Annotated in this window: 21 protein-coding genes; 4 read left to right on the top strand and 17 right to left on the bottom strand. The window is 69.4% G+C overall.

Annotated features, from left to right (window positions below):
- Positions 1–86 precede the first annotated feature (86 nt).
- The 3 genes from LAJ19_RS01505 (at position 87) to LAJ19_RS01495 (ending at position 2,833) form a co-directional block, all read left to right on the top strand.
- A complete protein-coding gene (locus LAJ19_RS01505) occupies positions 87–1,307 on the top strand; it encodes a toxic anion resistance protein (RefSeq protein WP_225476571.1) in 1,221 nt (406 codons plus the stop codon).
- Positions 1,304–1,999, top strand: coding sequence for a nucleoside/nucleotide kinase family protein (locus tag LAJ19_RS01500; protein ID WP_225476570.1), 696 nt, complete (start codon positions 1,304–1,306; stop codon positions 1,997–1,999). The genes LAJ19_RS01505 and LAJ19_RS01500 overlap by 4 nt, the downstream gene beginning before the upstream one ends.
- A 69-nt stretch (positions 2,000–2,068) precedes the next feature.
- On the top strand, positions 2,069–2,833 hold the full coding sequence (locus LAJ19_RS01495) for an aminoglycoside phosphotransferase family protein (RefSeq protein ID WP_225476569.1): 765 nt from the start codon (positions 2,069–2,071) through the stop codon (positions 2,831–2,833).
- Between the two features lie 42 nt (positions 2,834–2,875).
- Here the strand turns inward: LAJ19_RS01495 and LAJ19_RS01490 are convergent, their stop codons facing one another.
- The 3 genes from LAJ19_RS01490 to LAJ19_RS01480 all read right to left on the bottom strand — a co-directional run bounded on the left by LAJ19_RS01490 (position 2,876) and on the right by LAJ19_RS01480 (position 5,758).
- Positions 2,876–3,064: a DUF1540 domain-containing protein gene (locus LAJ19_RS01490; protein WP_225476568.1), complete on the bottom strand. Its 189-nt coding sequence runs from the start codon at positions 3,062–3,064 to the stop codon at positions 2,876–2,878.
- A 206-nt stretch (positions 3,065–3,270) separates the two neighbouring features.
- Positions 3,271–3,777: a hypothetical protein gene (locus tag LAJ19_RS01485; protein ID WP_225476567.1), complete on the bottom strand. Its 507-nt coding sequence runs from the start codon at positions 3,775–3,777 to the stop codon at positions 3,271–3,273.
- 88 nt (positions 3,778–3,865) lie between these two features.
- Positions 3,866–5,758 carry an ABC-F family ATP-binding cassette domain-containing protein gene (locus LAJ19_RS01480; RefSeq protein WP_225476566.1) on the bottom strand — a complete coding sequence of 631 codons (1,893 nt, stop codon included), beginning with the start codon at positions 5,756–5,758 and terminating at the stop codon, positions 3,866–3,868.
- 745 nt (positions 5,759–6,503) lie between these two features.
- Between LAJ19_RS01480 and LAJ19_RS01475 the strand changes: the two genes are divergently transcribed.
- Positions 6,504–7,967, top strand: a complete 1,464-nt coding sequence (locus LAJ19_RS01475; RefSeq protein WP_225476565.1) for a CHASE2 domain-containing protein — start codon at positions 6,504–6,506, stop codon at positions 7,965–7,967.
- A 134-nt stretch (positions 7,968–8,101) separates the two neighbouring features.
- Here the strand turns inward: LAJ19_RS01475 and LAJ19_RS01470 are convergent, their stop codons facing one another.
- The 14 genes from LAJ19_RS01470 to LAJ19_RS01405 all read right to left on the bottom strand — a co-directional run bounded on the left by LAJ19_RS01470 (position 8,102) and on the right by LAJ19_RS01405 (position 22,707).
- Positions 8,102–9,550, bottom strand: coding sequence for an NADH-quinone oxidoreductase subunit N (locus LAJ19_RS01470; protein ID WP_225476564.1), 1,449 nt, complete (start codon positions 9,548–9,550; stop codon positions 8,102–8,104).
- Between the two features lies 1 nt (position 9,551).
- Entirely contained in the window at positions 9,552–10,997 is a 1,446-nt protein-coding gene (locus LAJ19_RS01465) for an NADH-quinone oxidoreductase subunit M (RefSeq protein WP_225476563.1), read from the bottom strand.
- Positions 10,994–12,919 carry an NADH-quinone oxidoreductase subunit L gene (gene nuoL, locus LAJ19_RS01460; RefSeq protein WP_225476562.1) on the bottom strand — a complete coding sequence of 642 codons (1,926 nt, stop codon included), beginning with the start codon at positions 12,917–12,919 and terminating at the stop codon, positions 10,994–10,996. Before nuoL ends, LAJ19_RS01465 begins: the two co-directional genes overlap by 4 nt.
- A gap of 6 nt (positions 12,920–12,925) precedes the next feature.
- Positions 12,926–13,228: an NADH-quinone oxidoreductase subunit NuoK gene (gene nuoK / locus LAJ19_RS01455; protein WP_157457741.1), complete on the bottom strand. Its 303-nt coding sequence runs from the start codon at positions 13,226–13,228 to the stop codon at positions 12,926–12,928.
- Positions 13,228–13,854 (bottom strand): NADH-quinone oxidoreductase subunit J family protein, encoded by a 627-nt coding sequence (locus LAJ19_RS01450; protein WP_225476561.1) that lies wholly within the window; start codon positions 13,852–13,854, stop codon positions 13,228–13,230. The genes nuoK and LAJ19_RS01450 overlap by 1 nt, the downstream gene beginning before the upstream one ends.
- A gap of 46 nt (positions 13,855–13,900) precedes the next feature.
- Positions 13,901–14,440 carry an NADH-quinone oxidoreductase subunit NuoI gene (gene nuoI, locus LAJ19_RS01445; protein WP_225476560.1) on the bottom strand — a complete coding sequence of 180 codons (540 nt, stop codon included), beginning with the start codon at positions 14,438–14,440 and terminating at the stop codon, positions 13,901–13,903.
- A 42-nt stretch (positions 14,441–14,482) separates the two neighbouring features.
- Positions 14,483–15,637: an NADH-quinone oxidoreductase subunit NuoH gene (gene nuoH / locus LAJ19_RS01440; RefSeq protein ID WP_225476559.1), complete on the bottom strand. Its 1,155-nt coding sequence runs from the start codon at positions 15,635–15,637 to the stop codon at positions 14,483–14,485.
- A complete protein-coding gene (gene nuoG, locus LAJ19_RS01435; protein ID WP_225476558.1) occupies positions 15,637–17,811 on the bottom strand; it encodes an NADH-quinone oxidoreductase subunit NuoG in 2,175 nt (724 codons plus the stop codon). Before nuoG ends, nuoH begins: the two co-directional genes overlap by 1 nt.
- The gene (nuoF, locus tag LAJ19_RS01430) at positions 17,808–19,148 is read right to left on the bottom strand and encodes an NADH-quinone oxidoreductase subunit NuoF (protein WP_225476557.1); all 1,341 of its coding nucleotides are present in this window, start codon (positions 19,146–19,148) and stop codon (positions 17,808–17,810) included. Before nuoF ends, nuoG begins: the two co-directional genes overlap by 4 nt.
- Positions 19,145–19,759, bottom strand: a complete 615-nt coding sequence (nuoE, locus tag LAJ19_RS01425; RefSeq protein ID WP_225476556.1) for an NADH-quinone oxidoreductase subunit NuoE — start codon at positions 19,757–19,759, stop codon at positions 19,145–19,147. Before nuoE ends, nuoF begins: the two co-directional genes overlap by 4 nt.
- A 96-nt stretch (positions 19,760–19,855) precedes the next feature.
- Complete coding sequence (nuoD, locus tag LAJ19_RS01420) at positions 19,856–21,070, bottom strand: NADH dehydrogenase (quinone) subunit D (RefSeq protein ID WP_225476555.1); 1,215 nt, start codon at positions 21,068–21,070, stop codon at positions 19,856–19,858.
- Complete coding sequence (locus LAJ19_RS01415) at positions 21,067–21,759, bottom strand: NADH-quinone oxidoreductase subunit C (protein ID WP_225476554.1); 693 nt, start codon at positions 21,757–21,759, stop codon at positions 21,067–21,069. Before LAJ19_RS01415 ends, nuoD begins: the two co-directional genes overlap by 4 nt.
- The gene (locus tag LAJ19_RS01410; protein ID WP_432804220.1) at positions 21,747–22,283 is read right to left on the bottom strand and encodes a NuoB/complex I 20 kDa subunit family protein; all 537 of its coding nucleotides are present in this window, start codon (positions 22,281–22,283) and stop codon (positions 21,747–21,749) included. Before LAJ19_RS01410 ends, LAJ19_RS01415 begins: the two co-directional genes overlap by 13 nt.
- A gap of 88 nt (positions 22,284–22,371) precedes the next feature.
- Complete coding sequence (locus LAJ19_RS01405) at positions 22,372–22,707, bottom strand: NADH-quinone oxidoreductase subunit A (protein ID WP_349774836.1); 336 nt, start codon at positions 22,705–22,707, stop codon at positions 22,372–22,374.
- Positions 22,708–22,852 lie beyond the last annotated feature (145 nt).

The raw sequence follows: 22,852 nt of genomic DNA, 5'->3' as shown, positions 1-22,852 counted from the left end.
ATTGGGTGGTGATCTCTGCCTGGAGGAGCAGAGGATGCGCCTTTTGCCGGATGCAACCTGCTGACGCCCGGGCGCGTAATGGGAGCATGAGTGATGGGAAACCTGGTCCGTTGACGCCGCCCGACGCCCTGCTGAAGGCCCCCGAGGCGGTGCCCAGTGTCCAGGCGCAGGAAGCGCCGGAAATGGTGCCGCTGTCCCCAGAGGACCGCGCGCGTCTGGAAGCGATGGCGCAGGCGTTCGCGCAGGACGTGCTCAGCGCCGGCACGCACTCGCCGGACTTCAAGCGCAAGCTCGACGCCGTGCACGAACTGGGTCTGCCGGAGCAGCGGGCCGCGGCGCAGAGCAGCAACCGCATGCTGGACCGGCCGCTGCGGGCCACGCGGGCCGGAGCGCTCGCAGAGGGCAGTGACATCCTGCGCGGCCTGACGGACCTGCGCCGCACCGTGGAGGAGCTGGACCCCAGCCGGGCCCCCACCCCGCGGCGACTGTTCGGAAAGCTGCCCGGCGGGAAGAAGGTCCAGAATCACCTCGACCGTTATCAGAGTGCGCAGTCGCACCTGAACGGCATCCTGGAGGCGCTGTACCGGGGACAGGATGAGCTGCGCCGTGACAACGCCACCATCGAGACCGAGAAGGTGCACCTGTGGGACACCATGCAGAAACTCCGGCAGTACGCGCATGTGGGCAAGGCGGTGGATGAGGCGCTCACCCAGCGGCTGCAGGAATTGCAGACCACCGATCCGGAAAAGGCGCGCATGGTAAGTGAGGAGCTGCTCTTCGCGGTGCGGCAGCGGGTCACGGACCTGCTCACGCAACTGGCCGTGAGTATTCAGGGGTACCTGGCCCTGGACCTCGTGCGGCGCAACAACCTGGAGCTCATCAAGGGCGTGGACCGCGCCACGACAACCACCGTGAGCGCCCTGAAAACGGCGCTGATGGTCTCCCAGGCCCTGGGCACGCAGCAGGCGGTGCTGGGGCAGGTGACGGCGCTGAACGACACGACGGGCCGCATGATCGGGTCCACGGCGCAGCTGCTCAAACAGCAGAGCACGGAAATCCAGCGGCAGGCCGGCAGCGCCACCGTGGACCCGCAGATCATCCAGGCGGCGTTCCGCGACGTGTACGGCGCGCTCGATGCCATCAGCGCCTACCGCACGCAGGCCCTGGACCGCTTCCGGGAGACCATGACTGTGCTGGACCGGGAGGTCGCGCAGGCGCAGACGTACCTGGACCGCGAGCGGCAGCAGGCGGCCCGCGACGTGGCGCAGGGCCTGAACGTGACCGAGAAGGGTGACCTGCAACTTTGACCGGCTCCGCCCCTCTGCCCCCCGGACCGGACGCCGGGCGGGAGGCGGTGCTGACGTGGCTGACGGCGCGTCTGGCAGCGCACGCCGCGCGGCCGGTGGTGCGCGTCGCCATCGACGGGGTAGACGGGGCGGGCAAGACCACCCTGGCGGATGACCTGGCGGGCCGGCTGCGCGCCCTGAACCGCCCGGTGATTCGCGCCAGCCTCGACGGCTTTCACCAGTTCAGAGCGGTGCGGTACACGCGGGGACGAACCTCACCCGGCGGCTTCTACCGCGATTCGTATGACCTGGGGGCGCTGGAGCGGGAGTTGCTGCAGCCGCTGTCGGAGAATGGCTCGTACCGGCCAGCGGTGTTTGACGTTACCCGCGACAAGGCCGTCCGTGAACACGCCCGGCGCGCCGTGCCGGGCAGTGTGCTGCTGCTGGACGGGTTGTTCCTGCACCGTCCGGAACTGCGCGGCTGGTGGCACGATTCGGTGTTCCTGCGCGTGCCCTTTGAAGTGTCGGTGCCGCGTGGCGCGGCGCGGGGGCCGGGGTACGGCTCGCCGGACCCGCAGGCACCCAGCAACCGGCGCTACATCGACGGCCACCGTCTGTACTTCCGGGTAGCGGACCCGGAGGACCGTGCGGGCGTGGTGCTGGATTACACGCACCTGGACCGGCCGGTGGTAGTGGCAGCCCGTGACCGCTGACGGGCCGGATCTGGCGGGGCGTGGCTGGGGCCGGAGGCACACCTGCTGGCACGTGGAGCCACGTGCACGGTGTTCACGGACAGAGTGAAGGTGCTGCGCGTGGCGCGGCCGGCTGAGGCCCAGCTGGGCATGCAGGCGCAGATCCAGCTTCACCTGTCGGGCCTGGGGCTGCCGGCGGCGCCTGTGCTGCGCCAGGGCACGCTCCCTGGGGGCCAGGCCTTCACGCTGGAACTCCAGGGAGCCGGCGATGGGCAGCCGCCTTCACCGGCCGGCTGGGGGGCTCTGGGCCGGGTCCTGGGGACGCTGCACGCCCTGACCGGACCGGGGTCCGGGCGTCTGCTGGACCGCTCTGAGGGGCCGCTGGGCAGCGCGGCCACGCCGGAGCTGGGTGTGCTGTCACGGCTGCCGGAGGTGTGGCCGCTGGGCAGCCTGCCCCTGCGAGGCCAGCCTCTGACTCAGGGGGCACCTGATCTGTGGGCGTCCCTGGCCCGCCAGGAGGCTGAGGTCCGGCGCGTGGTGCGGCAGGCGCCTGGGTTGGTACACACTGACCTGCACGGCGGACAGCTGGTGTGGCGCAGGGGTCGGCTGGCGGCGCTGCTGGATTTCGGGGATGCCGCCCGGGGCGTGCGGGTGTGGGATGTGGCGAGCATTGCGTTGTTTCACGGGTGGCGGACCGCACGGCACGTGGCGGGGGCTGCCGGCGGGCTGGCGGTGCGCGACGCGGCGGCATTTGGTCTGCTGCTCGCACAGCACCGGGCACGCCTGGCGCAGAACCAGGCGGCGCGGGAACGTGCGGCGGCCTATGTCTGGTCCTGCCTGGCGCGGATAAGGTGAGAGGACCCCAGCGCGGGGCCGGGGTCCTCTGTGGGGGTGGGATCAGTTGTTTTCGGCGTTGACGCCGTACGCGTCCCCCATACCGTCGGTGGGGGTGTAGGTCATGCACTGGGCGCTCTGGCCGCTGAGGCTGACCTCGATCTGGCCGGCGGTGCATTCCATGTCGTCGTTGAAGCGGCAGGTGGTGGCGTCACAGCGGCTGACCATGCTCTGGTGTTCAGTGTCATTCATGGGGGGACCTCCGTACCGTTCACCATGACTGCCGCGCGGTCGGGGCATGGTAAGCGCCACTGCAAGGTAAAGGGACGCTCCAAATCCGGAGTAAACCGCTGAACTTGCTGCGGTTGGGTCCCTGGGGCACGCTCTGGAAGGACGTGTGCCTGTACTGCGGAGTTCAACTCCAGGAATGGCGGCTCAGGCGGCTCTCATGGGCTCGCTCAGTTGAGCAGGGTCGCGCGGATGCCCTGGGCGCAGGCGACGCGGTGGGCAACCTGCGCGGCGTCCAGCTCGCCGTGTTCGCGCAGACCGGCGGCGAGCACTTCCACCTCACTCCAGGCGCGGCGCAGCCGGGCGCGGGTGCGGGCACTCAGCACGGTGAGGTAGGCGTCCAGCGTGCTGCGCTCGTCCGGGTCGTTGAGGCTCTGGTCAAGGAGCTGCCGGGCATCCCGGCCGTCCTCGGGGGCGGGGCTGCCGGTCAGCGTGGCGGCTTCCCGGGCGGCCAGGGCCACCATCACGACCTCCTCGGCGAGCGGACGGTTCAGGCGCAGCGCGGCGGGGTCAGGCGCGCTGGCGTATGTGACGCCATGCAGCGTGACGCGGTCCAGGCGCAGCGGCGCGCGGGGATGGGTGTGCGCCAGGTACGCTTCGGCCGCCCGGTGCAGGGAACGGGCATGCAGGTCCTGCGGGCTGGGACTGGTCGTGGGGTGGGGGTGGGGGATCGTCATAATCCTGAGTTCCGAACTCAGGATAAGCGTTGCGAACCGAGACACATGCCCCGCTGTCCAGAGGAGCGGGTCACGGCGCGTAAACCTGTCAGCCGCCCCGCGCCTCCACATCAGCCTGACGCGCACCCCAGGCTTCCATCTTCGCGTCCAGCTGCACTTCGAGGTCGTGGGCCGCCTGACCCAGCGCCACGAAGTCCGCGTCGGCCGGCGCGGCGTTCAGGGCGGCCTGTGCGGCCTCCAGCTGCTCTTCCAGACGGGCGATCTCCGCCTCGATGGCTTCCACTTCCCGCTTCAGGTGCCACAGACCCTTGGCGCGGGGCGCTTCGGGTTTCGCCACTGCTTTCGGCGCAGCCGCCTGCGCTTCGGCCTCCAGTTCGGCGGCCGTGCGGTGCTTGGCGCGGTAGTCCTCCCAGCCAGGGTACTCATAGAACTGCCCGTCCTCGATCAGCCAGATGCGGTCGGCAAGCCCCTCGATGAACGCGCGGTCGTGACTGACCATCACCAGCGTGCCCGTAAAGTCGTCCAGCGCGCCCTCCAGCGCCTCGACCATTTCCATGTCCAGGTGGTTGGTGGGCTCGTCCATGATCAGGAGGTTGTGGTCCTCCTGGGCGAGTTTCAGCAGCGCCAGCCGCGCCCGCTCACCGCCGGACAGAATCCGCGCCTGCTTGTCGTGCTGGTCGTACGGGAACATGAACGTCCCCAGCAGGTCGTGCGCTTCAGGGTCCTTCTGCGTGTAGGCGCGGGCCACGTCGTACAGCGTTTCACCGGGATCCACGCCGCGCAGCGCCTGATCGTAGTAGCCCACCGTCACGCGCGCCCCGGTGAGAATGCGGGCGCGCGCGTCGTCACTTTTCTCCAGGCCCAGCAGCATGCGCAGGAACGTGGTCTTCCCCGCTCCGTTGCGCCCGATGATCGCCACGCGCTCGCCGCGGCGGATCTGCACGTTCACGTCCCGGAACAGCGGCCGCCCGCCCGGCAGCACCCTCGTGACGTGCCGCGCGTCCAGCACCACGTCCCCACTTTCCGGGGCGTGAAAGGTGATGCGGGTGGTGCGCTGCTCGGACGCCGGGGCACTCACGGCCCGGGCCTGCATCCGGTCCACGCGGGCCTGCATGGCCTTGGCGCGCCGGGCCAGTTTGCTCATGCCCAGCCCCCAGATCTTCATGCGGTCCGCGCTGGCCTGCAGCGACGCGATCTGCTTGCTTTCCACAGCGTGCCGCGCCGCCTGCTGCTCCAGTTCGGCGGCGAGCGTCTCACGGAAGGTGGTGTAGTTCCCGGGGTACAGCTTCAGGGTGCCGCCGCGCAGGTACGCCGTTTCGCGCGTGACGTTGTCCAGGAACGCCCGGTCGTGGCTGATGACCAGCACCGCGCCGGGGTAGCGGCTCAGAAACGCTTCAAGCCACTCGACCATGGTGATGTCCAGGTGGTTGGTAGGTTCGTCCAGCAGCAGCACGTCCGGGTTCTCCACGAGCAACGCCGCGAGGCCCAGACGGGTGCGTTCCCCGCCGCTGAGACTGGCGACCAGGTCCGCCTCACGGCTCCGGAACCCGAACGCCAGCGTGACGGCGTCCTTCCGGCTGCGGCGCTCGAAGCCGCCGCGCCGCGCGTAGTGTTCCAGCACCGCCTCGTGGTGCAGGATGCTTTCCGGCGTGCCGCTGCCCATGGCCTCGGCCGCGTCATGCAGTTCGGCCTCCAGCTGATCGAGGTCGTGGAACGCGGCGTCCAGGACGCTGTCCACCGTCGCGCCGACCGGGAACACCGGGTCCTGCTGCAGGGAACGGACCCGCACGCCCGGCCCGCGCTTGACCGTGCCGCCGTCCGGCGTCAGCTGCCCGGTCAGGAGTTTCAGCAGCGTGCTCTTGCCGGCGCCGTTCCGGCCGACGAGTCCCACGCGGTCACCGGGCTGCACGGCGAAGGTCACGTCCTGCAGAACCGTCAGCGGTCCGTATTCCTTACTGGCGTCCAACGCGGCAACAAGCACGCCCCTGAGTATAGAGCGCCCGGTCCTCCGGCCGCCCGGCGTTGGGAAAACTGTCAGATTTCCTTCGTACCATGAGTCACAATGAGGTTCATTCCATCCTCACCCTGCGCCGGGCGGTGCGCCCGGACGGTTCCGCGCCTGCGCTCCAGCGGGGTCACCTCGTCCCCGCTGGAGCGCAGCCCGGACGCCCTGCGCGTGGCCCCGGGCCGCCGGATCATCACCGGACCGGCCGGCCGGTTGGTCAACCTCACCCGCAGACCGCTGAGCGCACACCGCGAAGCGGCGCCAGGGTACGCTGCGCCGTTCCGTGCACAGAGGCAGGGAAGGGCGCACGGGCCTGGGCGCCTGGACCGTAGCGCGACCCTGAGCGCGGGGGGGAACGCCTGGGCAGACGTAAGGGGCGCAGGCGTTCCCCTGCGCCCGTTCGAGAACAGCGAACCGACCGCCCTGAGGGTCGCGCGCCATGCACAGCTCCGCAGGGGGCGGACCGTCCTGGCGCGCGGCACTGTCTTCGGGCTCAACGCGCGGCTGGACGCCGGGGGTGTCCATTCCTCCGGGCGGACCTCCGTGCGGACCGTGCCACTGACCCTCGGCCGGAGTGCGCCCTGGACACGGCCCCGGGCGCAGAGGCAGGAGCTGAGCGGGGTGGGCGGCGCCGGGAACACCCGGCGTGCCATCCCCGGTCGAGCCTTCGCCTGGACGCCGCACCTGAGCGGGCGCTGCGCCGCCGGAAACGATGGTGAGAATGCTGCGCTCCGCTGAGTGGTCCCTGACCCGCTACGCCGCGCCCGCCGCGGCGCTGCTGGGCGCACTGCTGGCCCTGACCCTGCCGGACAACCCGCGCCTGTGGGACGCCCTCAGCCGCGCCCTGATGGCCCCCACCGACCGCCGCGTGGTGGTTGTCGGCATTGATGACGCGTCCCTGCGCGATTACGGCCCGATCGGCGGCTGGCCCCGTGAGCTGTACGGCCAGGCGCTCGGCACGCTGGAGCAGGCGGGCGCCGCGGCCATCGGCCTTGACGTCCTGCTCACCGGTTCCGCCCAGAGCGACCGGCGGCTGACCGAGGTGCTGAGCCGCCCCAACGTCGTCGTTGCCACGGCGCCCGGCGAGGCCCGGCAGCTGGCCCGCCCCGCGTGGCACTCCCGGACCGGCGTGAGCGCCCTGAACATCAGCCCGGGCGGCGTGGTCCGCAGCTTCCAGACCGGTTACGCCGCGCCCGACGGGCAGCTGGAACCCAGCTTCGCGCGGCAGCTGGCCGCCGCAGCCGGCTGGCCTGTGGAGGTCACAGCCGCGCCGCGTGTGCTCCGCCTGACCCGTCCGGACCCCGGGCGGCTCCCGGCGCTTTCCTTCCGGGACGTGGTGAGTGGCACCGTGCGGGGCGGGGCCCTGCAGGGCCGCGTGGTGCTGATCGGCGTTACCGCCGCCGGCAGCGGGCGGGCCGTGCGGGACGTGACCGGACAGGTCGTCTCAAGGACAGAAGTGCAGGCCCGCGCGGTGTCCAGCCTGCTCGGTGCGCCGTTCACGCCGATGCCCCTGTGGCTGACAGTGCTGCTGAGCGCGCTGCTGGCGGCCGCCGCCGCGCGCACGCGGGGCCTGTGGGGATTCGCGCTGGCATGCGGCACACTGGCCGTCTCGGCGCCGCTATGGCTGATGAACATCCTGCTGCCTGGCGTGACCCTGTCGTTCGCCGCGCTGATTGGCACGGCCCTCGTGGCGCTGGACACCTGGTGGACCCTGCGGACGCTGAGTCTGCGCGACCCGCTGACCGGCGTCGGAAACCGCGTGGCGTTGACGCGGGCGCTCGAGCAGCGCTGGGCGTCCCGGCAGGTGCGTCCGCTGGGCCTGCTGCTGGTGGACCTCAGCGGGTTCCGCCGCGTGAATGAACGGTACGGCGCGGCGGCCGGGGACGCGCTGCTGCGCGAACTGTCGGGCCGGCTCGCGCAGCACAGGCGGCGCGGAGACCGGGTGTTCCGGTGGGGCGCGGATGAATTCGCCGTGCTGCTGGACCAGCCCAGCGCGCAGGAGCTCACGCAGGTCACGCGGAGCGTGCAGGACGCGCTGGAGCAGTTCAGTTACCGCAGCCTGACCCTGAAGGTCAACGTGGGCGCCGCGCGCACCGGCGAGGACATCCAGACGCCGGTGGCCCTGGTAGAGGCCGCCAGCCGCAGCCGCCACCGGGTGAAGTACCAGCGTGAGCAGCGGGGCTGAGGAGCGCCTGGGTGCAGGCAGCACACGGCGCCGCGAGGCAGGGAGCAGGCTGGACAGGGGCCTGCCCGTCCCGCGCTTTGACATGAAGGAGGGGAGTGAGCGACTGGCCCACTCCCCTGCGCATGCGGCTGTGGTTACTGTCCGGCCAGCAGGCTCCAGATGGCGGGATTGGCGCCCCAGGCGTACCAGAGGTTCGGCAGCAGGCCCAGGACCGTCACGCCGGCCACGCCGAGCGCCACGGCCAGCGTGGTGGGCGTGCGCTGCCCGTGCGCGTACTCGCGGGCGGGCGTACGGTCAGGCATGAACATCAGCATGGCGGGACGCAGGTAGTACACGAGGGCGGCGACGCTGGTCAGGGCGGCCAGGATGCTCAGCCACTCGTAGCCGTTCTGGAACGCCGCCTGGAAGACCAGGTACTTCCCGAAGAACCCGGCGAAGGGCGGCAGGCCGGCCAGGGACGCGAGGCACACGGCGAGTGCCACGGCGTACCCGGGGTGACGGTAATACAGGCCGCGCATGTCGAGGATGCTCAGGCCGTCCTCTTCGCGTTGCAGGGCCGCCACGATCGCCAGGGCCGCGGCGGTCATCAGGGTGTAGACCAGCAGGTAGTACGACAGAGCCGGCCCGCCGGTCTGGGGCGTTCCGAGCAGGGCCATGGCGAGGAACCCGGTGTGCGCCACGGCGGAGTACGCGAGCATGCGTTTGAAGTTCGGCTGGCGCAGCGCGGCGAGGTTCCCGATGATCAGGGTCGCGGCGACCAGGATCTGCAGAACGGAGTGCCAGCCGGGCGCGTTGTCGAGCGCGCCGGCGAACACGCGCAGCATCCCGGCGAACGCGGCGACCTTCACCACGGTGCTCAGGAACAGGCTGACGCTGGTGGGCGCGCCGCTGTAGACATCCGGCGTCCACTGGTGAAAGGGCGCCAGGGCAATCTTGAAGCCGAACCCGCACAGCATCAGCAGCGCGCCGCCCACCAGCACCGCTGCGTTCTGCGGGTTCAGGCCGCTGGCCTGCTCGGCAATGCGGGCGTAGTTGAGGCTGCCGGTCGCGCCGTACACGAACGCCAGGCCGTAGATCAGGATGGCGCTGCCGGCGGCGCCCAGCAGGAAGTACTTCAGGCCGCTCTCTTCGGCGCGGCGTGAACCCTGCAGGGTTGCCAGGACGTACGAGCTGAGGCTCATGATCTCCAGGCCGATCAGCATGACGATCAGGTCGCCGGAGAAGGCGATGAGCAGGCAGCCGGTCACGGCGTACATCAGCATGGCGTCGAATTCGGGGAAGGAGACCCGGGCGCGCCACGCGGTGTCCAGGGACACCAGCAGCGTCATGAGGGTGCCGACCAGAATCACGAAGGACAGCAGCAGCGCCGGGTTGTCGGCCAGCAGGCTGCCGCCGAAGGTGCTCAGGCCGCGGTTCCACAGCGGAATGAGGCTGAGGCCCGAGAGGACCAGCGCGGCGATGTTGATGTACGTCAGGACGTGCCGGCGCAGCCAGAAGCCCAGCAGGGTGCTGCTGATGGCGCCGGCCAGCACGATCAGGATGGGCAGCAGGGGCGTGAGGAGCAGGTCGGGGGGCTGGAGCATGTCAGTTGCCTCCCAGGGCGCTGAGCACGGCGCGCACGGCGGGCTGCATGAGGTTCAGGGCGGGCGTGGAGTACACGCCGAACAGAATCAGGATGCCCAGTGGCACGGCCAGGATCAGCCACTCGGTGTGCACGAGGTCCCGCACGGTGACGCCGCCGGCCGGCCGGGCCTGCCAGAACGTGAACTGGAAGGCGGTCAGGGCGTACGCGGCGGCGGCGATGGTGGTGACGCCCGCGATGAAGGTCAGCCACGGGGAGACCTGGTAGGCGCCGAGCAGGATGCTGAACTCGCCGATGAAGCCTGCGAGGCCCGGCACGGCGATGCTGGCAAACCACAGGGCCATGGTCAGGCCGCCCAGCGCGCCTGCCTGGGTCATCACGCCGCCCACGCGGGTGTCGAGGCTGCCCACGCGTTCCTGGAGCATGCCCACCGACAGGAACAGCGCGCCGGTGTACAGGTTCTGGAAGGCCAGGAGGTACATCGCGCCGATGACGGCCGTTTCGTTCAGGGAGAACACACCCAGGGCCACGAAGCCCATGTGTGACAGGCCGGCGTAGGCGAGCAGGCGTTTCCAGTTGGTCTGCCGGAACGCGATCCACGCCGCGTACAGGGCCGTGAAGGCCGCGAGGCCCATCAGGATGGGGCGCAGTTCCAGGCTGGCGTCCGGGAAGAGGGGAATGGCGAAGGTGAAGATGCCGTACCCGCCCACCTTGTAGAGGGTGCCCATGACGTCGGGCACGCCGCTGTCGTGGTTCTGCTCGTGGAAGTCCGGCAGCCAGGCGTGCAGCGGCCACAGCGGCAACTTGACGGCCATGGCGGTCAGGAAGCCCAGGTACAGCCAGGTCTGCGCGCTGCCCTGCACAACGTGGCGTTTCAGGTCGGTCATGGCGAAGGTGGGGCTGCCCCCCAGGGTTTTGACGCCGATGATGCTGACCAGCATCAGCAGGCTGCCGAACAGCGTGTACGCCGCGAACTTCACGAGAGCCTGCATGCGGCCCGCCTTGCCGTACATGGCGAGCATCAGCAGGGCCGGAATGAGGGCGTCCTCGAAGAACACGTAGAACAGCAGCAGGTCCTGCGCGGCGAAAATCCCGATCAGGCCGGTTTCCATGGCCAGGATCAGCGAGAGCATCGGGCCGGGATTGGGGATGCGGCGCGCGGCGTACAGAATGGCGATGAAGGACATCAGGGCCGTGACCAGCGCCAGCGCCAGGCTCACGCCGCTCAGCTGCACGGAGTACGTGACGCCCAGTGAAGGAATCCAGTCCCAGCGGAGCAGCTCCGAACCGCCGCCCCGCCAGATGGCGAGGCCGGTCCCGAGGGTCAGCGCGGCCAGGAAGCCCGCCACCTCATCCCGGAAGGTTTTCGGGGTGACGAGCAGCAGCAGGCTGCCCAGCAGCGGCAGGAAGATCATGAGGGTGGGGAGCCAGTCGGTGAAGGTGTTCATGCGCCACTTCCAATCGTCTTGATGGCCCAGTACCCGATGATGAGGGCGGTGCCCAGCAGCATGCTGACGGCGTAGGCGCGCACGAAGCCGCTCTGCCACAGGGTGAACAGTCCGCCGGGGCCGCTGGCGTTGCGGGCAACGCCGCTCAGGGCGCTGTCCGTGCCGCGGTCCACGTCGTCCAGCGCGCCGGCAATGGCGCGGCTGGGCGCGGCGATCACGCCGTCGTACAGGGCGTCGAGGTACAGGCTGTTGCGGCTGAGATCCCCGAGGGGACCGTCGGCGAGTGTGCCGCGGCGGTGCGCGGCCAGCGCCCACAGCAGGCCCAGGGCGCCGGCCCCGACGGCCAGCGCGGTCAGGAGCCACTCGGTGGCAACCGGCACCTCGTGGGGGTGCAGGGGAATGACGCGGCCCAGGTACGTGTCGAACGCGTGCCCGCCACCCAGGAAGCCGGGAATGTTCAGGAAGCCGCCCAGCGTGGCGAGGGCGGCCAGCACGCCCAGCGGAATTTTGGTGAGGGTGTCGGCCTCGTGCGGGTGGCCGTGGCCGCGGTACGCGCCGCGCCACACCAGGAAGTACCAGCGGCCCATGTAGAACGCCGTGAGCAGGGCCACGACCAGCCCGATGACGTACAGCGGCAGGCTCTGTTCGTACGCGGCGGCGAGAATCGCGTCCTTGCTGAAAAAGCCACTCCAGATGGGGATGCCCGCAATGGCCAGCACGCCCGCCACGGACACGACGTGCGTGAACGGCATGAAGCGGTGCAGGCCACCCATCCGGCGCACGTCCTGCTCCTCGTGCAGCGCGTGAATGACTGCGCCCGCCGCGAGGAACAGCAGCGCCTTGAAGAACGCGTGGGTCAGCAGGTGGAACACGCCCGCTGAGTACGCGTGCAGGCCCACCGCCAGGAACATGTACCCCAGTTGCGACACGGTGGAGTACGCGAGGATCTTCTTGATGTCCGTCTGGTTCAGCGCGGACAGCGCGCCGTACAGGGCCGTGAGGCCGCCCGCCCACGCCACCCAGGTGCTGGCGTTCGGCGCGAGGTCGTACAGGAAGTGACTGCGGGCCACGAGGTACACGCCGGCCGTGACCATGGTCGCCGCGTGAATCAGCGCGGAGACCGGCGTGGGACCGGCCATGGCGTCCGGCAGCCACGTGGTGAGGGGCAGCTGGCCGCTTTTGCCGACCGCGCCGACCAGCAGGAACAGGCAGGCCAGTTCAATGCCGGCCTGCGCCACCCGCGCCCCCTCAACCCGTTCGGCCAGTTCAGGAATGGAAAGGGTGCCGTACAGTTTGAACAGCAGGAACATCCCCAGCATGAAGCCCAGGTCCCCGATGCGGTTCATGATGAACGCCTTGCGCGCGGCGTTGCTGTTGCTGACCCCCTCGCGGTCACTGGCGGCGCGCAGGTCGGCGTCACTGGCCTCACTGTTCCGGCCGCTGAACCAGAAGCCGATCAGGAGGTACGACGCCATGCCCACCCCTTCCCAGCCCACGAACATCAGGGGGTAGGAGTCGGCGAGCACCAGGATCAGCATCATCGCCACGAAGAAATTCAGGAACGCGAAGAAGCGCGTGAACTGCCGGTCGTGCCCCATGTACGAGATGGAGTACAGGTGAATCAGGAACCCCACCCCGGTGATGATCAGGGTCATCAGGGCCGAGAGCTGATCCAGCCAGAAGCCCACCGACAGGTTGGCGTTCAGGGCCATGTTCGGCAGCCACGCCCACAGCGTCTCGTGGGCAGGTGCCGCGCCCTGGTTCAGGTAGCGGATGACGGCCACCACGAACGCCGCGCCCACCGCGCCGGTCGCCACCCACCCGCCGGTCTTTCCGGTGAACAGGCGCGGCAGGCACATCAGCAGCGCGAAGGACAGCAGCGGCAGGAGGGGCAGCAGGTAAAGAGCGGGAAGACTGTCCATAGCCACTCAGCCTTTCAGGGCCGCGAGATCGTCCACGTTGGTGGTCTCGCGTTTACGGAAGATCGCGACGATGATCGCCAGCCCGATCGCCACCTCAGCGGCGGCCAGCGTCATCACAATGAACACGGCGGTCTGCCCGGTCGGGTCGCCCCAGGACCGCGCAAACGCCACCAGCGCCAGATTCGCGGCGTTCAGCATGAGTTCCACGGACAGGAACACCATGATGGCCGTGCGGCGCGTCAGCACGCCGATCATGCCCAGCGCGAACAGAATGCCGGACAGCGCCACGTACGAGGAGGTCGGGACCATCAGGCGCTCACCTCCGGATCGCGGGTCAGGGACAGGGCGGGGGCGGCGCCGCGCGGCGCGCCGGAACGCTCCTCACGCGCGCTGCCCACCGGGGCTTCCAGTTCGTCCGGAACGCCGTCAGGTTGCGGCGCGGGGCGCTGCACGAGCGCCACGGCGCCCACGATGGCCACGAGCAGCAGGATGCTGACCGCCTCGAACGGCAGCAGGAACCGGGTGAGGAGGGTCTCCCCCATCACCAGCGCCGTACCGTTTTTCAGCGCCGCGGCGCTCTCCGCCAGGGGGCGTGGGTCCTTGAACGTGAAGGCCAGCACCACGAAGGCCCCGGCCAGCAGCGTGCCGCCGATCCCGGCGAGTTCCCGCACGAACGGCACCGGGTCGCGGCCCGTGACCGGCTGGTTGGCGTTCAGGAGCATGATCACGAACAGGAACAGCACCATGACCGCGCCCGCGTACACGATCACCTGCGTGGCCGCCAGGAACGACGCATTCAGCGTGGCGAACAGGCCCGCCACGCTGAGCAGCGTGCCCACCAGGCCCAGGGCGGCGTGCACGGCGTTACGCGCCGCGATCGTGATGATGCCGCCCACAATGGCCAGGGCGCCCAGCATGATGAAGGCCAGGATCATGCGTGGCCTCCGGGGCGGGCGCCTGCACTTCTCAGGGGTTGGATGCTCACTGGTAGTTCACTCCTTCCAGTTCCGCGCGGGGTTCGCCGCCGTCCAGCTGGAAGCCCAGCCGCACAGGCGCGCCTTTCCTGGCCGCCTCACGCCGCTGTGGCACGCTGCCGGTCACGCCGACGAGCATGTCCTCCTTGGCGTACACGAAGTCGCGGTAGCGGTAGTCGGCCATTTCGAACTCGTTGCCCATCACCACCGCGCCGGTCGGGCAGGCTTCCTCACACATGCCGCAGAAGATGCAGCGCAGCATGTTGATCTCGTACACCTTCGCGTACCGCTCGCCGGGCGACACCGGCGCGGCCGGGTCGTTCTCGGCGGCCTCCACGTAGATCGCGTAGGCGGGACACGCCGCGGCGCACAGGGAGCAACCGATGCATTTTTCCAGGCCGGTGCCGGGGTGGCGGGTCAGGATGTGCCGGCCCCGGAAGCGGGGCTGCAGCGTGGCGCGCTGCTCGGGGTAGCTGACGGTCACGGGTTTCTGGAACAGTTTACCCAGCGTGACGCCCATGCCCTTGGCGATTTCAAGAACGCCCATGAGTGGCTCCTTTGGATGGGGACGTGAGGTGGGGAACGTGCATCAGTCGCCTCCGGCGCGGACCGGGTCACTGCGGCGCAGGCTGGGCTGGTTCCACAGGGTGCGGACACGGTCACTGAGGATCAGCAGGGCGACCACCCCGCCGAGGCTCAGCACGCCCAGGAACCACAGGCTGCCCTGCCCGCGGAACGCGAGGAACGCGGCGGTCAGGACGGTGTTGCCCAGGGCCAGGGGCAGCAGCAGCTTCCAGCCGAAGCGCATCAGCTGGTCGTACCGCAGGCGCGGCAATGTGGCGCGCACCCAGATGAACAGGAACAGGAAGAACGCGATCTTCACGATCAGCCACACGAGCGGCCAGTCACTGACGCCGGGAATCAGGGCGTTCAGAAACTGCGGGCCTTTCCAGCCGCCGAAGAACAGGGTGCTCATCACGGCGGACGCGGTGATCATGTTCACGTACTCGGCCATCTGGAACAGCGCCCATTTGATCGCGGAGTACTCGGTGAGGTACCCGGCCACGATCTCCTGCTCGGCTTCGGGCAGGTCGAATGGCGTGCGGTTCGTCTCGGCGAAGGAGGAGATCAGGAACAGCACGAAGCCCAGCGACTGGAACAGGATCAGCCAGCCGTTCTGGGACTGCCAGCCCACGATGCCCTGGAAGGACGTCGTGCCGACCAGCATCAGCAGGCCGAGAATGCTCAGGCCCATGCCGAGCTCGTAGCTGATCATCTGCGCACTCGAGCGCAGGCCCCCCAGGATCGGGTACTTGCTGCCCGACGACCAGCCGCCCAGGAAGATGCCGTACACGCCCATGCTGGTCAGCGCCAGCAGCGCCAGAATGCCGGCGTCCAGGTTGTACACCCAGGGGTTCTCGCCGAGCAGACTGCCGGCCGGGCCAGCCGGCAGGCCCCCGAAGGCGGTCAGGGCCATGCCGATCGCCACGATGGGCGCCAGGGTGTACACGAGCTTGTCGGCCAGGGTGACGGTCAGGTCCTCCTTGAAGATGCTCTTGATGGCGTCCGCGGCAGGCTGCAGCAGACCCATGGGGCCCACGCGGTTGGGGCCCGGGCGCAGCTGCATGCGGCCCAGCAGGCGCCGCTCGACGAGGGTCATGTACGCGAAGGTGGTCAGCAGCGCCAGAACGAGCAGCACGGCCTTGAGCAGCGAGATGAGCAGGGTGGCGAGCCAGTCGGGCATCAGTCGTCACCTCCGGGTTGAGGCACGGCGGGCGCGACGGGAAGACTCCAGCCGCCCTGCACGAGGTCCTCGATGCGCTGCGCCCTGTCGTGGTCGCGCGAGCGCATGCGCCCGGTCCACAGCTGCGGCGTGTGCGGCTGCGCGGGCGCCGTGAAGGTCCGCGCGAAGGTCTGCACGGCGCCGCGCTCCGGCAGGTCAGCCAGGGTCACGCCGAGCCGTTCGGTCAGCAGGGCCTGCGCCGCGCGGTGCCCGCGGGCGGGGGCCTTCACGCCCAGCGCCTCGGCCAGCGCGGTAAGGGTGCGGGTCAGGTCGGCGGCCTCACCGGCCAGGACCGCGGCCGGGTTCAGGGGCAGCAGGCGCCCTTCGAGGTTCTGCACCGTGCCGCGCTTCTCGTAGTTGGTCACGGCGGGCAGGACGACGTCGGCCTGCGCGGCGGTGGCGGTCAGGTGCGTGTCATGCACGACCGTGAACCCCTGGGCGCGGCCCGACTGTCCGTGCCCGGCAGGATCGAGGCGGCTGATAAAGGCGGCCGGCACCTCGTTCAGGCGGTCCAGGCCCAGCCCGCCGCGGCGCGGCACAAGGTTCAGGGCGGCCAGGCCGGCGCTGTTCGGGCCGGCAGGAATCGCCAGGACCTTCGCGCCGGTGCGGGCCGCCAGGTCGCTCAGCAGGGACGCTGCGGCGCCGCTCGCGCGGTTCAAGGCGTCGGCGCCCAGGATGAGCACGGGCCGCTCGGCGCGGTCCAGCAGGGCGCGCACGGCCCGGAGCTCCTCGGTGTCCGGGTGAACCAGGCGGGTCAGGGCGTTGGCGCCGTTCGCGCTGACGCGGTGGCCGGCGTGCGCCCACAGGCGGCTTTCGGCGCCGATCACGGCCAGCTGCTCGGGCCGGCGGGTGGGCCGCTCCACGAGCCGCAGGTCCGCGATGGCGGTGCCGTGCGCGAACTCGGCGGGCAGCAGGCCGCCGCGCAGCATTTCCAGGATGCGCAGTTCCAGCACGGGCGCTTCCTCGCCGAGGTCCGCGCCGATCACCACGACCGCGTCGGCGGTGGCAACGTCGGTGAGGGTGGCGGTCGGCGTGATGAACACCGCATGGCGCGGGAAGTGATCCACGTGCGCGGTGCCCAGGGCGTCGGCCAGGGCGGCCAGGGCGGCCCCTTCCTCCAGGGTGGCGTCGGCGCCGGTGAACAGTCCGATGTCGCTCAGGGCGCGGCCCAGCAGGCCCCGGTTGATGGCGGTGATCGCGTCGTCCCAGGTGGCGGGCACCAGCTGGCCGTCCTCGCCGCGGATCAAGGGGGTGGTGAGGCGCTCCTCGTTCGCGAACGGGTGTCCGAAGCGGCCGGCGTCGCAGATCCAGGCTTCGTTCACGTCGCGGTTCTCGCGCGCCACGATGCGTTCGAGACGGCCGTTGCGGGCGTCCACGGTGATGGAGCAGCCCACCGGGCACAGCGTGCAGGTGGTGGGGGTGTGGTCGTACTCCCAGTTGCGGCCGCGGAAGCGCGCGACGTTGTCCAGCAGGGCGCCCACCGGGCAGATGTCCGTGATGTTCCCGGAGAAGCCCAGCGGCAGCCCGCCTTCCTCCGTGTCGATGAAGGTGTGCCCGCCGCGCTCAATGAAGTCCAGAACTTCCTGACCGGGAACCTCCTCGAAGTACCGCACGCAGCGCTTGCAGTGAATGCAGCGTTCCTGATCCAGAATCACGAACTCGGAAAGCGGGTAGTGCTTCTCGGCGTGCCGGCGGTCGAAGCCGTACCGGCTGGCGCCGTAGCCGTACTCGAAGGCGCGGTCCTGCAGTTCGCACGCGCCGCCCTTGTCGCACGTGGGGCAGTCGAGCGGGTGGTTGAGCAGCGTGAATTCCATCATGCCGGCCTGCGCCTTGGCGACGACCTCGCTGCTGCGGGCCGTGCGGATGTGCATGCCTTCGGTGGCCTGCATGGTGCACGACGCCATGGGTTTCGGGAACCAGAAGATTTTCGGCTGGTCGCCGTCCATCACGAATGACCCGTCGGGGTTCTTGCGGGGGCTGCCGGATTCCACGAGGCACATGCGGCACGCGCCGACCGGGCTCAGGTACGAGTGCGCGCAGAAGTACGGCACGTCCCCGCCCACCTGGAACACCGCGTCGATGGCGGAGGTGCCGGCGGGCAGGTCGACTTCCACGCCGTCTACAGTGACTTTCATGCGTCCCTCCAGCGCTTGCGGGGTGGGTACAGGGGGGTCTGGGTGGTGGCGAGCGCGTCGTACTCCTCGCGGAAGAGTTTGATGCTGCTCAGGACCGGGCCCAGGCAGGCGTCGGCCAGGGCGCAGAAGCTGCGTCCGCCGATGTTCTCGCTCATGTCGAGAATCAGCTGCACGTCGCCGGGCTGGCCGCGGCCGGTGGCGAGTTTCTGGTACATGCGGGTCATCCAGCTGCTGATGCCCTCTCGGCACGGCGTGCACTTCCCGCAGGACTCATGCCCGTAGAAGCGCACGAGGTTCCAGGTGGCGTTCACGATGCAGTCGGCCTTCGGGATGAGGGTCACGCCGCCGGTGCCGAGCATGCTGCCGGCCGCGGCGACGCTCTCGTAATCCATGGGGGTGTCCAGGGTCCGGTCGTCCCAGGGCAGCATGGGGCAGCTGCTGCCGCCGGGAATGATGGCTTTCATCTCCTCCAGGGGGCCGCCCGCCCAGTCGTAGATCAGTTCGCGGAAGGTGGTGCCCAGCGGCAGTTCGTACACGCCGGGCCGCGCGACCGGTCCTGAAATCTGGAAGAGTTTCATGCCCCGGCTCTTCTCGGTGCCCATGCCGGCGTGCCAGTCGGCGCCGTAGCGCAGGATCTGCGTGGCGGCGCAGAAGGTTTCGACGTTGTTGATAGTGGTGGGCATGCCGTACAGGCCCGCCGCGGCCGGGAAGGGCGGCTTCAGGCGCGGGTTGGCGCGCAGGCCTTCCAGGGAGTTCATCAGCGCGGTTTCCTCCCCGCAGATGTACGCGCCGGCGCCCCGGTGCACGAACAGCTGGAAGTTGAAGCCGCTGCCCAGGATGTTCTGCCCGAGCAGCCCGGCTGCGCGCGCCTCGTGAATGGCGGCCCAGACGCGCTCGGCGGCGTGCACGTATTCCCCGCGGATGTAGATGTACCCCACCGAGGCGCGCATGGCGTACGCGGCGATGAGCATGCCCTCGATCAGCTGGTGCGGGTCCTCGCTGAGCAGGTAGCGGTCCTTGAAGGAGCCGGGTTCGGATTCGTCGGCGTTGCAGATGACGTAGTGCTGCCGGCCGTCGTTGAGCGGCATGAATGACCATTTCAGGCCGGTAGCGAAGCCCGCGCCGCCGCGCCCGCGCAGGCCGGACCGCTTGACTTCCTCGATCACGGCGTCGGGGCCCATGGCAAAGGCGCGTTTCACAGGTTCGTACCCGCCGTTGCGGCGGTAGTAGTCCAGTGTCCAGCTGCCCTCCTGCCCCACGTGGGCGTACAGGGTGGGCGCGAAGCGCGGGTCCTTGGCGCTGGTGATGGGTTTCGGGGCGGGTTCGGCAACGGTCACGCTTCACCTCCGGGCAGGCGGTGCAGGCCGGTGACACTCGCGCCGGTGGCCGCGCCGCTGGCGAGTACCTGCCGGCCGTCGGCACCCACCGTGACCGGTACGGGGTTGTCGGGCAGGGGCTGCAGGTCGCTCTGCAGGGCCGCCAGGATGCGCGCGCACTTGCCGGGCCCCACGTTCTCGTAGTAGCCGTCGTCGTTGATCTGCATCATGGGCGCGGTGCCGCACGAGCCGAGGCACTCGACCTTCTGCACGCTGAAGCGCCCGTCGGGTGTGACCTCGCCGGGCTGCACGTCCAGTGTGTCCACGAGGTGGTCCCACAGTTCGTCTGATCCGGCCAGGGCGCACATCAGCGTGGAGCACACCTGCAGGTGGTACCGGCCGGTGGGGACGGTGTGGTACGTGGAGTAGAAACTCATGACCGAGCGGACCTCGGTGGCGGTCGTGCCGCACAGCGCGGCGATTTCAGCCATGCGCGCCTCGGACACGAAGCCCTCGGCGTCCTGCACTTCACGCAGCAGCGGCATCAGTGCGCTGCGGCGGCCCTGCGGCGAGTCCGGGTAACGGGAGAAGAGTTCCGTCACCAGCGCCTGTTTCTCTGCGAAGTAACTCAAAGTGGCCGTACTCCTTGGGTGAAAGGGCTCTGCGCGGTGCGGGGCGGGCGTCGCCGGGGGACCGGGCGCCCACCGCCCACACCTTGCGGCGGTCGCTTAGCGGTCCACGTCCCCGAGCACGGGGTCGATGGTGGCCAGAATGGTGATCAGGTCCGCGAACTGCGCGCCGACGCAGGCGTACTCGAGCGCCTGGAGGTTCACGAAGCTGGGCGCGCGGATCTTGACGCGGTAGGGCATGCTGCCGCCGTCGCTGACGATGTAGTACCCGACCTCGCCGCGTGCGCTTTCGGTGGGGACGTACACCTCGCCGGTGGGCGGGTGGAAGCCTTCGGTCACGAGCTTGAAGTGGTGGATGACCGCTTCCATGCTCGTTTCCAGTTCGTGCCGGGGCGGCAGGCTGATCTTGCGGTTGGGGTCCTTGATGGGCCCGGGGGTCAGGCGTTTCAGGCCCTGCCGGACGATCTTGATGCTTTCACGGAACTCCAGCAGGCGCACGGTGAAGCGCGCCAGGGAATCGCCGTCCTGGCTGGTGATGACGTTGAAGTCGTAGGTTTCGTACCCGCAGTAGGGGTTGTCCCTGCGGTGGTCGAGGGGCACGCCGCTGGCCCGCAGGTTCGGGCCGGTGAGGCCCAGGTCGATGGCCACCTCGGCGGGAATGACGCCCACGCCCTTGGCACGGTCCAGGAAGATGGGGTTCTGTGCAAACAGGGTGGTGTACTCGTCCACGCCGCGTTCCATCTGGTCCAGGAACGTCTCGACCCGGGCAGGCCAGCCGTCAGGAATGTCGCGGCTGAGGCCGCCGATGCGGAAGTACCCCTGGTTCATGCGGTAGCCGGTCGCGGCTTCGAACAGGTCCTGCAGGGCTTCTTTCTCGCGGAAGGCGTAGAAGAAGGGCGTCAGGGCGCCCAGGTCGAGGAGGCCGGTGCCGACGAACACGAGGTGCGAGTGGATGCGGCCCAGTTCGTGCAGGATCACGCGGACGGTGGTGGCGCGTTCAGGCACGTCCGCCTGGAGGAGTTTCTCGGCACTCAGAACGTACGCAAGTTCATGCCCGAAGCAGTGCAGGTAATCGGTGCGGGGCGCGTACGTGACGCCCTGCTGGTAGGTGCGGTTCTCGAAGGTTTTCTCGAAGCCGGTGTGCAGGTACCCCATGTGCGGGGTGACCTTCACGACGTACTCGCCGTCCATGTCCACCACGAGGCGCAGCACGCCGTGCGTGGAGGGGTGCTGCGGGCCCACGTTCAGGGACATGATCTGCGTGTGCATCTGGCCGGCGGCCTGCTCGGGGGCGCTGGTAAGTTCGGCGGTCATTTCGGCCCTCCTTCCGGCATGACGGGCGGCAGCCGGTCGTCACCGCGGCCGCGGCGCAGTTCCCCGCGGTACCCGGTGAGGCCGGGGTCGCGGCCGGTGAGGCCCGCGCGGAAGGTGGGGGGGTCCAGGAAGCGGCCGTCGCGGAACAGGGTGGGCGTTTCGCCCAGCGGGAAGTCCTTGCGCAGCGGGTGCCCTTCGAGGTCGTCGGGGGTGAGGATCTTGCGCAGGTCGGGGTGGCCGGTGAAGGGAATGCCCATCAGGTCGTACACCTCGCGTTCCAGGTAGTTCGCGGCGCGCCAGATGGGGTACAGGCTGGGCAGGGGTTCACCGTCACCGAGCCACACGCGCAGGAACACGCGGCGGTGATCGCGGGGGTGGTAGAGGTTGTGCAGCACCGCGAAACGGTTGGGGCGCGCTTCGGTGTAGGCGGCGTAGTCGATGCCGACGGTGTCCATCAGCATGAAGCCGTGGTCCTTGAAGGCCTGCGCCACGTCCAGCAGGGTGTCCGGGGTGACGAGCGCGGTGGGTTCCGCGGCGTGATCCTCGGTCAGGCCGAGCTGGCGCAGCAGTGGCGTGACGTCCCGGCTGGGCGGGGCGGGCGTGGGCGCGGCCGGGCGGACCGGGGCGGCCTGGCTGGCGGAGGACTGCGCGAACCCTTCGCGGCCGCTGACCTTGCTCACCGGGTCCATGCGTCCACCATGGGGAGCTGCTGGCCGAGGCCGTCGAAGGCTTCGCCGCGCACCTTCTTCTGCAGCTGCATGACGGCGTAGATGAGCGCTTCGGGGCGGGGGGGGCAGCCGGGCACGAAGATGTCCACGGGCACAACGCTGTCGACGTTCTGCACGATGGCGTAGTTGTTGAACATGCCGCCGCTGCTGGCGCACGCGCCCATGCTGATCACCCATTTGGGGTCGGGCATCTGGTCGTACACGCGGCGCATGACGGGCGCCATCTTGCGGCTCAGGCGCCCGGCGACGATCATCACGTCCGCCTGGCGGGGGGAGGCGCGGAAGACCTCGCTGCCGAAGCGGGCAAGGTCATTGCGGCCGTCGGTGCTGCTCATCATCTCGATGGCGCAGCAGGCGAGGCCGAACGTGGCGGGCCACAGGCTGTTGCTGCGGCCCCAGGCGACGAGTTTCTCGAGGCTGGAAAACAGGATGCCTTCGGATTCAAGTTCCTGCCAGTCTTTTTCGAACAGCTCCTTCAGGGGCACGGGGGCACCTCCAGTGGTGGCAGAGGGCGGGTGGCCGGAGGCGCGGGGGGGCCGGGCCTCTCGTGGGTGCTCAGGGCTGGTGGTGCGTTCAGGCCCATTCGAGGACCTTCTTCTTCAGGATGTAGACGTACCCGACGAGCAGCAGGAGCACGAAGGTGATGGCTTCGAAGAAGGCAAAGGGAATGAGGCGCTGGTACGCGACGGCCAGGGGGTAGAAGAAGGCGGTTTCGATGTCGAAGACGATGAAGAGCATCGCCACGAGGTAGAAGTGCACCGGGAAGCGCTGGCCGGTGCCGACGCCGCCCCGTTCGGGGTCGTTGCCGCTTTCGTAGGCCATGAGTGTGGTGCGGCTGGCCTTTTTGGGGCCGAGGAGGGCGCTGGCGAGCACTGCGACGATGCCGATACCCAGCGCGACGAGCAGCATGATGACGAAGTTGGCGTATTCGATAGTGGGTCCCCTTTCTGCGTCTGTGCGCGTCCTCACTGCACTGCTCGTGAAAAAGAGCACGAAGTATTGGAAAAAAGAGAGGTCCTGAAACGAACTGCACTCCACCCTGACTGTTGGTACG

The sequence above is a fragment of the Deinococcus taeanensis genome (assembly GCF_020229735.1).
GTDB lineage: Bacteria > Deinococcota > Deinococci > Deinococcales > Deinococcaceae > Deinococcus > Deinococcus taeanensis.
This window is presented reverse-complemented; position numbering and strand designations above follow the sequence as displayed.

Bases quoted from the DNA above. Each gene is read 5' to 3' on its own strand.
- LAJ19_RS01490 (WP_225476568.1), bottom strand. From the start codon at position 3,064: ATGAATGACACTGAACACCAGAGCATGGTCAGCCGCTGTGACGCCACC.
- LAJ19_RS01465 (WP_225476563.1), bottom strand. From the start codon at position 10,997: ATGAACACCTTCACCGACTGGCTCCCCACCCTCATGATCTTCCTGCCG.
- nuoD (WP_225476555.1), bottom strand. From the start codon at position 21,070: ATGACCGCCGAACTTACCAGCGCCCCCGAGCAGGCCGCCGGCCAGATG.
- LAJ19_RS01475 (WP_225476565.1), top strand. From the start codon at position 6,504: ATGCTGCGCTCCGCTGAGTGGTCCCTGACCCGCTACGCCGCGCCCGCC.
- LAJ19_RS01405 (WP_349774836.1), bottom strand. From the start codon at position 22,707: ATGCTGCTCGTCGCGCTGGGTATCGGCATCGTCGCAGTGCTCGCCAGC.
- LAJ19_RS01415 (WP_225476554.1), bottom strand. From the start codon at position 21,759: ATGGACCCGGTGAGCAAGGTCAGCGGCCGCGAAGGGTTCGCGCAGTCC.
- nuoH (WP_225476559.1), bottom strand. From the start codon at position 15,637: ATGCCCGACTGGCTCGCCACCCTGCTCATCTCGCTGCTCAAGGCCGTG.
- nuoI (WP_225476560.1), bottom strand. From the start codon at position 14,440: ATGGGCGTTCTTGAAATCGCCAAGGGCATGGGCGTCACGCTGGGTAAA.
- nuoL (WP_225476562.1), bottom strand. From the start codon at position 12,919: ATGGACAGTCTTCCCGCTCTTTACCTGCTGCCCCTCCTGCCGCTGCTG.
- nuoG (WP_225476558.1), bottom strand. From the start codon at position 17,811: ATGAAAGTCACTGTAGACGGCGTGGAAGTCGACCTGCCCGCCGGCACC.
- nuoK (WP_157457741.1), bottom strand. From the start codon at position 13,228: ATGGTCCCGACCTCCTCGTACGTGGCGCTGTCCGGCATTCTGTTCGCG.
- LAJ19_RS01505 (WP_225476571.1), top strand. From the start codon at position 87: ATGAGTGATGGGAAACCTGGTCCGTTGACGCCGCCCGACGCCCTGCTG.
- LAJ19_RS01450 (WP_225476561.1), bottom strand. From the start codon at position 13,854: ATGATCCTGGCCTTCATCATGCTGGGCGCCCTGGCCATTGTGGGCGGC.
- LAJ19_RS01485 (WP_225476567.1), bottom strand. From the start codon at position 3,777: ATGACGATCCCCCACCCCCACCCCACGACCAGTCCCAGCCCGCAGGAC.
- LAJ19_RS01470 (WP_225476564.1), bottom strand. From the start codon at position 9,550: ATGCTCCAGCCCCCCGACCTGCTCCTCACGCCCCTGCTGCCCATCCTG.